This window comes from Pseudomonas sp. NFACC02, assembly GCF_900110765.1.
Lineage (GTDB): Bacteria > Pseudomonadota > Gammaproteobacteria > Pseudomonadales > Pseudomonadaceae > Aquipseudomonas.
The window spans coordinates 38,462-45,938 of record NZ_FOEO01000042.1 but is presented as its reverse complement, the minus strand read 5'-3'; the positions used below and the strand labels follow the sequence as shown (position 1 = coordinate 45,938).

Sequence of the window (7,477 nt, the reverse complement as noted above, 5' to 3'; positions counted from 1 at the left end):
CTGCACTGTCGCTCATCCCCGGCCAGACACGCCTCTCTGATCTCCAGCGAGGTGGACGCCACTTCAAGCGCGACGCCGATGTATCCGCCTCGTTTGATGATGGTTGCCGCTTTTGCAACGCCCGCCACGGTGTCGGCGTAGCGGGCGATCTCGCCGTGTTTTGCATAGCTTTTGGTCGACAATCCCAACAGGTCCTTGATGCGGGTGTTTTTGCCCAGGCCTGAGCCGGTGCTGGCGTAGCTGCTCAACTGTTTTTGTATTTTGGCTTCCAGCAGGGTGCGCTTCTGGAAGAAGAGCTCGCGGTTCTGGAGTTTCCCGGAGGAGAAATGGCTTTTGTAGAGCGCATTGATTTCTCCCAGGCTGCCCTCGATGTTTTTGAGATGTCGGCTCCAGCCGTCAGAGATCGTACCTGTCGCGATGGAGGTTCTGTCGAGGACGTCTTGCAAGAAGTCGTAGTTCTCGATCATGTAGCTGTCTCCTGCCATGCCGTTGATGAGCAGCATGTGGTGCACCTTGGTGGCCTTTTTCATCAGGTAGGCCTCTTGGGTGGTGCAGGATTTGGTGGAGTAATCGCCAATGATGACCATCTCGCCAGCGAGCACGACAGTGTCGCGAATGTGCGCGTTGAGCGTATCGAACTTTGCCAGGGACTTCCCGGCCAGGGAGACGCTGGACTTCAGGCCCTGATAGGTTTGCATGCGTGGGTTGATGAAGCTGTAAGGCGTGGCCATGGGATACCTCAGGCGTATTTTTTGTTGCCGATTCGGTCCCATCCACCCGCGACGTTACTGCCGCCGCTGCCATTCTGTGTGTATTCGGAGCTGGCGGTGGCCGTTTTACTTTGGTGGCTGCCGAAGTTGCAGCCGGTAATTTCGATCCAGCCTTTGTGTTTGTCATCCAGAGCCTCGCCACCGATCTCATCCATCTGGATGAATGCGTCAAAGGACATAGACGTTCTCCTAACCGATTCAAGAAATGTTGCGGTTGAGGAGTTTCGGGTAATGCAAGGCTTCGGGATGTAGGCTGAGGCATTCCAAGGTGTAGGACATTTTTGAAGTGAACAGCGATGTTTCTTACGTACTCTGGATTCGGAGTGGGGACACAATCGACTACGACAGCACAAACCGTGACACTCAGTTGAATTGGGACAGGTGCCCGTTAGTAGCGCTGAGCAGCCCGCCATGGCTTGGCTCGATGAAATGCTTCCTGGAAAGCAGGATTTTTAAAAATTTGAGGCATTAAAAAGCCGGCTTGTGGCCGGCTTCTCGGTGACAGGTTTGGTTAGTTTTTGGCTATCCGCACCCATCCGCAAAAGTGCGCGCTACGAAGAGGCGCTTGTGAGGTAGACGAGGCGGTCGCGGGGACGTGGCCTGGTCGGTCACCCCTCCGCGGGTAGCCGAGGGGTGTTGAAACGAAGGCGTGCAGGATACTCATGTTCGTGGCGGATGCACACCCTTGATGCACTGCCATTTGTCCTTTTCCTTGTGAATCAAGGCATTGTCGCGGGGTGGCGGCGGTTGTTGAGGGTGGACCACCAGAAGATCCAGCCGAGGACGTTGATGTTCTGTTCCTGGATTTGTTCGGCGCTGAAGATTTCGTCGGGGTATTCGCCGGCGTTGTGGCTGCGCAGGCGCAGGCCACCGCCGGGGAGGCGGTAGAGGTATTTCACGCGCAGCATGCCGTCGTGCTCGAGGGCGTAGATTTCGCCGTCGATGACGTGGGTGCGGCCTTTGTCGACGCCGATGAGGGAGCCGTCCTGAATCTTGTCGGCCATGCTGTTGCCGACCATGGCGACGCAGATGGCGTTTTGCAGTTCGACGTCCATGGCTTCGAGGATGCGCCGCGCGAGTTTCACGCGGTGGTTGGGGACTTCGCCGACAGCCGTCTTGCCCGGGGTTTCGGTGGGCAGTTCGGTGTACAGGGGGATGTCCAGTTCTTCGCGGCCGCTGCGCTCCGGGCGCAGTTTCACAAGGCCGCCCGGGCCACGCTTGCCGCGCTCTTCGCCGGGGTGTTTGGGGCCTTCGCCCGTGCGCAGCCAGCGTGCGTTGACGCTGAGCAGTTCGGCGACTTCTTCGATGCGTGCCATGGGGATGCCGCGTTTGAACCAGTTGTTCACGTGTTGCGGCGTCACCTTTCGGTTGGCGGCGAAGTCTGTGGCGGAGAGATGGCACTCTCTCAAAAGGATGCGTAGTCGATCACCTGATGTATTCATGGATCGAAGTTTACGGAAGGTTCAAGTTTGTTTAAATGAACGAAGTGTTCAAATGAGTGGGGCGTCAAAGTTGTGAATGAGTCTCGGGATTACAGTGTTTGATGGCGCTTGTAGGGCATTTCTTTCACTGTTTTGTTTTAGGTCAACAGTGTTTGAAAGGTTGTGAGCGTGGCGGTTTTACGGGTGTATTGCAAGGTGTGGCTTTTTAGAGCGTTGGTTGTTGGGTCGCTGATGAACATGGGTGCCTTGATTGTTGCCTGAATAGGCGGATGTTTTAGTGGGGTAAACGAATTGTTTGGTAATCGATGTAATTAAACATCTGGGTGCAAAAAACGTGGGAGCTGATGCGAGTTTGAAGGCGAGGGGGCGTCAGAAGCAGAGGAGGGGGAGGTTTTGCGACTGCTTCGCAGCCGATCACGAATGAATTCGCACACGGGGGAGAGCGGGTCGATTTGCGAAGGGTTGCCGCTTCAGAACACCCGAGGCGGGCGTTCTGAAGCAAGCGAATCGGATCAGCCTTTGTAGGCAGCGACCGATTTGGTGATGGCTTCGCGGGCGGCGTCTGCGCCGGCCCAGCCTTCGATCTTCACCCATTTGCCTTTTTCGAGGTCTTTGTAGTTAGCAAAGAAGTGCTCGATCTGCTGGATCAGCAGTGGCGGCAGGTCGGTGTATTCCTTCACGTCGACGTACAGCTGGGACAGCTTGTCGTGTGGGACGGCGATGACTTTGGCGTCGCCGCCGCCGTCGTCGGTCATGTTCAGCACGCCGACTGGACGGGCGCGGATGACCGAACCAGGGGCTACCGGGTAAGGGGTGACTACCAGCACGTCCAGGGGATCGCCGTCGTCAGCCAGGGTGTTCGGGATGAAACCGTAGTTGGCCGGGTAGAACATCGGGGTGGCCATGAAACGGTCAACGAACAGGCAGTCGCTTTCTTTGTCGATCTCGTACTTGATCGGCGCGTGGTTGGCCGGGATCTCGATTGCGACGTAGATGTCATTCGGCAGGTCTTTACCGGCCGGAATCTTGCTGTAGCTCATTGGGCTTTGCCCCCTTGGTTGACCATTCGGAATGTGGCGTGCAACACCAACGTGCGACACCAAAAGTGGGCCGGATTATAGGCACATTCGGCAACGGTTGCCATGTGCGCCGATCGGCCCTGGACGTTGGTAGGAGCCTGATAGACCGGCTTTTCAGACCGAAGTGCCGGGTTGATGGGCCAACAGTCGCGCCAGCGGGTCCTGACGATAGAACGCCTTGAGCTGCTGATAAACCGCCGGGTAGGTCTCCACCAGTAAATCCGGTGCGCTGAAGAAGTATTCGCTGGTGACGGCGAAAAACTCCGCGGGGTTTTCGGCGGCGTAAGGATCGATGGCGGTTTCGGCGTCGGGGTCCGCGTCCAGCTGCCGGTTCATGTCGTCGTAAGCCGTTTGCATGGCGTCGGTCCAGTCGCTAATGCGCATATCGTTGTGCAGCGGCGGATGGCCGTTGGCGTCGCCGTTGAGCATGTCGAGCTTGTGCGCCAGTTCATGGATGACGAGGTTGTAGGCTTCCCAGCCGCCGCTCGACAGCACGCCCGGCCATGCGAGGATGACCGAGCCTTGCGACCAGGCTTCGCCGCTGTGCTCGCCGTCCCATTCATGCTCGATGCCGTTGGCGTCGCGGTGCTTCTGCGGGCTGATGAAGTCGTCGCCATACAGGACGATTTCGTGAAACCCCTGATACCAGTTCAGGTCGCCCAGTGCGAGTAACGGCAGTTGCGCCTGCGCGGCGAGAAACAGGCGCGACTCGTCATCCAGATGGACGCCTTCCAGCGCCGTGAGGTGTTTGGCTTGCAGGAACAGCACGGCGCTGTCGAGCAGGTAACGGTCCTCTTCGGCGCTCAGGCCATCGAGAATCGGCAAGCGCTGGAGGACCCGCTCCCAGAGCGCCGGGTCAACGGGATGGCGCGCCAGCGTGCGACGATTGAGCCAGCCGCGCAGCGACCACATGAAATCAGCGCGCCTCGGCAGAACGGCCCATGCGGCTGCGAACCAGCCCGATGATCATCGGCAGCAGCGAGAGCAGAATGATGACCAGCACAAGAAGGGTGAGGTTCTTCTTGATGAACGGGATGTTGCCGAAGAAGAAACCGAGCGTGACCAGACCGCCTACCCAGAGGATCGAACCCAGCACGCTGAAACTCACGAAGCGCAGGTAGTTCATCTTGCCCAAACCGGCCACGAACGGAGCGAAGGTGCGGATAATCGGCAGGAAGCGCGCCAGGGTGACGGTCTTACCGCCGTGGCGCTCGTAGAACTCGTGGGTTTTGGTCAGGTAGTCGCGACGGAAGATTTTGGAGTTGGGGTTTTTGAACAGCTTGTCGCCCACGGTCCGGCCAATCACGTAGTTGGTGCTGTCGCCGAGGATGGCGGCGGCCATCAACAGGCCGGCCAGCCAGACCGGGTCCAGGCCACCGCCCGCCGCAACGGCGCCTGCGATGAACAGCAGGGAGTCACCCGGCAGGAACGGCGTGACGACCAGCCCCGTCTCGCAAAAAATCACCAGGAACAGGATCGCGTAGACCCAGGTGCCGTATTGGGTCACCAGCATGTCGAGGTAGACGTCGAGGTGAAGGATGATGTCGAGGGGGTTGAAGTCCATGTACGGCACCTGAGTAAGAGACCCGATCCGGGTCGTGCGGGTGGTTAAGTGGAGGGATGTGGAGCGCATTATAGAGGGAAGGAGCGGGGTGGTGCTTTGGGCGATCGGGAGATTGCAACATTTGGTAGTGATGCCGCTCTTCATTCCTTGTAGGAGCGTGGCTTGTCCCGCGATCGGCTGCGAAGCAGCCGTGAAACCACTGCAGGCGAATGTCCTGAACACCGCACCCGCGGGTTTTGCTGCCGCTTCGCAGCCGATCGCGGGACAAGCCACGCTCCTACAGTTAGCGGTGAAAAACAGTTAGTTAATCGGCAGCACGTAGTTCTTGAACTGGGTGTCTTCGCGGAAGCCGATCGATTCGTAGACCTTCTGGGCGACTTCGTTGTTGGCGCTGGTGGAGACGCGCATCCGCACCGCCTGGGTTTCCCGGGCCATCTTCTTGGCTGTCTGAATCAGGTGATCGGCGACGAGCTGGCGGCGGGCGTCTTCGGCGACGTAGATGTCGTTGAGGATCCAGACGCGTTTGAGCGAGAGCGAGGAGAAGCTTGGGTAGAGCTGACAGAAGCCCAGCAGTTTGCTGTCGTCTTCATCGTGCAAGGCCAGGTAGATCACCGATTCTTCGCGACGCAGGCGCTTTTCGAGGAAGGCGCGCGAGGAGTCGGGGAAGGGCAGTTCGCCGTAAAACTCACGGTATTTGACGAACAAAGGGGTCAACAGGTCCAGGTGCTCCAGGGTGGCTTGGATGATCCGCATGGTTGGGCCTCAGCTTCATTGTGCAATGCATGAAAGGGGGAGGACGCGCCTGGCACTGGGACAGACGGTTTTGACTGTGCCTAAGCGGTTTAGAAAGCGCAATCCAAAAGCGGGCTGGATGCCTGTTTGCCAAGTCCACAACACCGCAGATCCCGTGCCAGGCTTTATTCACTCAATAAAAACGGCCTCCGAAGAGGCCGTCATGTGACGCGCTATCGCTTGATCAGAAGCTGAATCAGAAGAAGCCCAGCGGGTTGATGTCGTAGCTCACCAGCAGGTTTTTGGTCTGTTGGTAGTGTTCGAGGGCAACTTTGTGGGTTTCGCGGCCGACGCCGGACTTCTTGTAGCCACCGAACGCGGCGTGGGCCGGGTACAGGTGGTAGCAGTTGGTCCAGACGCGACCCGCTTTGATCGCACGACCCACGCGGTAGGCGCGGTTGATGTCGCGGGTCCAGACGCCAGCGCCCAGGCCGAACTCGGTGTCGTTGGCGATGGCGAGGGCTTCGGCTTCATCCTTGAAGGTGGTGACGCTGACCACCGGGCCAAAGATTTCTTCCTGGAACACGCGCATCTTGTTGTTGCCTTTGAGCAGTGTCGGCTGGATGTAGTAACCGGTTGCCAGCGAACCTTCCATTTTCTCGACCTTGCCACCGGTGAGCAGCTCGGCGCCTTCGCCCTGGGCGATGTCGAGGTAGGAGAGGATCTTGTCGAACTGCTGCTGCGACGCCTGGGCGCCGACCATGGTTTCGGTGTCCAGCGGGTCGCCGCGCTTGATCTTCAGCACCTTCTTCATCACCGCTTCCATGAACTGCGGGTAGATGGACTCCTGAACCAGGCAGCGCGAAGGGCAGGTGCAGACTTCGCCCTGGTTGAAGAACGCCAGCACCACACCCTCTGCGGCTTTGTCGATAAACTCAGGCTCGGCGCTCATCACGTCTTCGAAGTAGATGTTCGGCGACTTGCCGCCCAGCTCCACGGTGGACGGGATGATGCTGTCGGCCGCCAGTTTCATGATGTGCGAGCCGACCGGGGTCGAGCCGGTAAACGCGATTTTGGCGATACGCTTGCTGCTGGCCAGGGCTTCACCCGCTTCACGGCCATAACCCTGCACAACGTTGAGCACGCCTTTTGGCAGCAGGTCACCGATCAGTTCCATCAATACGGTGATGCCCAACGGGGTTTGCTCGGCGGGCTTGAGCACGATGCAGTTACCGGCCGCCAGTGCAGGCGCGAGCTTCCAGGCCGCCATCAACAGCGGGAAGTTCCACGGGATGATCTGACCGACCACGCCCAACGGTTCGTGAATGTGGTACGCCACGGTATTGCCGTCGATTTCAGCGGCGGAGCCTTCCTGAGCCCGCAGCACGCCTGCGAAATAACGGAAATGATCGACCGCCAGCGGAATGTCGGCGTTCAGGGTTTCGCGAACGGCTTTGCCGTTGTCCCAGGTTTCGGTGACCGCCAGCAGTTCAAGGTTCTGTTCGATGCGATCAGCGATTTTCAGCAGGGTCAGCGAGCGTTCTTGAACGGAGGTCTTGCCCCATACATCGGCAGCGGCGTGGGCAGCATCCAGGGCTTTCTCGATGTCTTCGGCAGTGGAGCGGGGAAATTCGGCGATCAGCTTGCCGGTGACCGGCGACGTATTTTCAAAATACTGGCCTTTGACCGGCGGCACGAATTCGCCACCGATGTAGTTGCCGTATTGGGTCTTGAAGGTAACGATCGAGCCTTCAGTACCGGGATGGGCATAACGCATGGTGAATATCTCCTTGCTCTTGTGATTGTGTGGGGATAACGCACGGCTGCTTGATTCAGCGGCAGTGAGGCGGCTGTGCTTGGTAAGAGCGTAGAGCAAACGGCGGGCCACTG

General features: G+C 58.6%; 8 protein-coding genes. All 8 read right to left on the bottom strand.

Features of this window, described 5'->3' with window-relative positions; all coding sequences use genetic code 11:
• Positions 1-731 (bottom strand): hypothetical protein (locus tag BMY73_RS23325; RefSeq protein WP_092410077.1); only part of this gene is annotated, 731 nt, incomplete at its 3' end.
• A gap of 8 nt (positions 732-739) precedes the next feature.
• Complete coding sequence (locus BMY73_RS23320) at positions 740-949, bottom strand: type VI secretion system tube protein Hcp (protein WP_092410075.1); 210 nt, start codon at positions 947-949, stop codon at positions 740-742.
• Positions 950-1,489: 540 nt separating this feature from the next.
• A complete protein-coding gene (locus BMY73_RS23315) occupies positions 1,490-2,212 on the bottom strand; it encodes a LexA family transcriptional regulator (RefSeq protein WP_092410073.1) in 723 nt (240 codons plus the stop codon).
• Positions 2,213-2,724: 512 nt separating this feature from the next.
• On the bottom strand, positions 2,725-3,252 hold the full coding sequence (ppa, locus tag BMY73_RS23310; RefSeq protein ID WP_062384817.1) for an inorganic diphosphatase: 528 nt from the start codon (positions 3,250-3,252) through the stop codon (positions 2,725-2,727).
• Between the two features lie 153 nt (positions 3,253-3,405).
• The gene (locus BMY73_RS23305) at positions 3,406-4,203 is read right to left on the bottom strand and encodes a M90 family metallopeptidase (protein ID WP_092410071.1); all 798 of its coding nucleotides are present in this window, start codon (positions 4,201-4,203) and stop codon (positions 3,406-3,408) included.
• Between the two features lie 4 nt (positions 4,204-4,207).
• On the bottom strand, positions 4,208-4,855 hold the full coding sequence (locus tag BMY73_RS23300; RefSeq protein ID WP_092410069.1) for a DedA family protein: 648 nt from the start codon (positions 4,853-4,855) through the stop codon (positions 4,208-4,210).
• A 300-nt stretch (positions 4,856-5,155) separates the two neighbouring features.
• On the bottom strand, positions 5,156-5,608 hold the full coding sequence (locus BMY73_RS23290) for a GNAT family N-acetyltransferase (RefSeq protein ID WP_092410067.1): 453 nt from the start codon (positions 5,606-5,608) through the stop codon (positions 5,156-5,158).
• A 235-nt stretch (positions 5,609-5,843) separates the two neighbouring features.
• Positions 5,844-7,364, bottom strand: coding sequence for an acetaldehyde dehydrogenase ExaC (locus BMY73_RS23285; protein WP_092410065.1), 1,521 nt, complete (start codon positions 7,362-7,364; stop codon positions 5,844-5,846).
• Positions 7,365-7,477: the final 113 nt, after the last annotated feature.

What these genes read in the sequence shown, in the direction of transcription:
- BMY73_RS23320 (WP_092410075.1), bottom strand. Translation starts at nt 949, where the DNA reads ATGTCCTTTGACGCATTCATCCAGATGGATGAGATCGGTGGCGAGGCT.
- BMY73_RS23315 (WP_092410073.1), bottom strand. Translation starts at nt 2,212, where the DNA reads ATGAATACATCAGGTGATCGACTACGCATCCTTTTGAGAGAGTGCCAT.
- ppa (WP_062384817.1), bottom strand. Translation starts at nt 3,252, where the DNA reads ATGAGCTACAGCAAGATTCCGGCCGGTAAAGACCTGCCGAATGACATC.
- BMY73_RS23305 (WP_092410071.1), bottom strand. Translation starts at nt 4,203, where the DNA reads ATGTGGTCGCTGCGCGGCTGGCTCAATCGTCGCACGCTGGCGCGCCAT.
- BMY73_RS23300 (WP_092410069.1), bottom strand. Translation starts at nt 4,855, where the DNA reads ATGGACTTCAACCCCCTCGACATCATCCTTCACCTCGACGTCTACCTC.
- BMY73_RS23290 (WP_092410067.1), bottom strand. Translation starts at nt 5,608, where the DNA reads ATGCGGATCATCCAAGCCACCCTGGAGCACCTGGACCTGTTGACCCCT.
- BMY73_RS23285 (WP_092410065.1), bottom strand. Translation starts at nt 7,364, where the DNA reads ATGCGTTATGCCCATCCCGGTACTGAAGGCTCGATCGTTACCTTCAAG.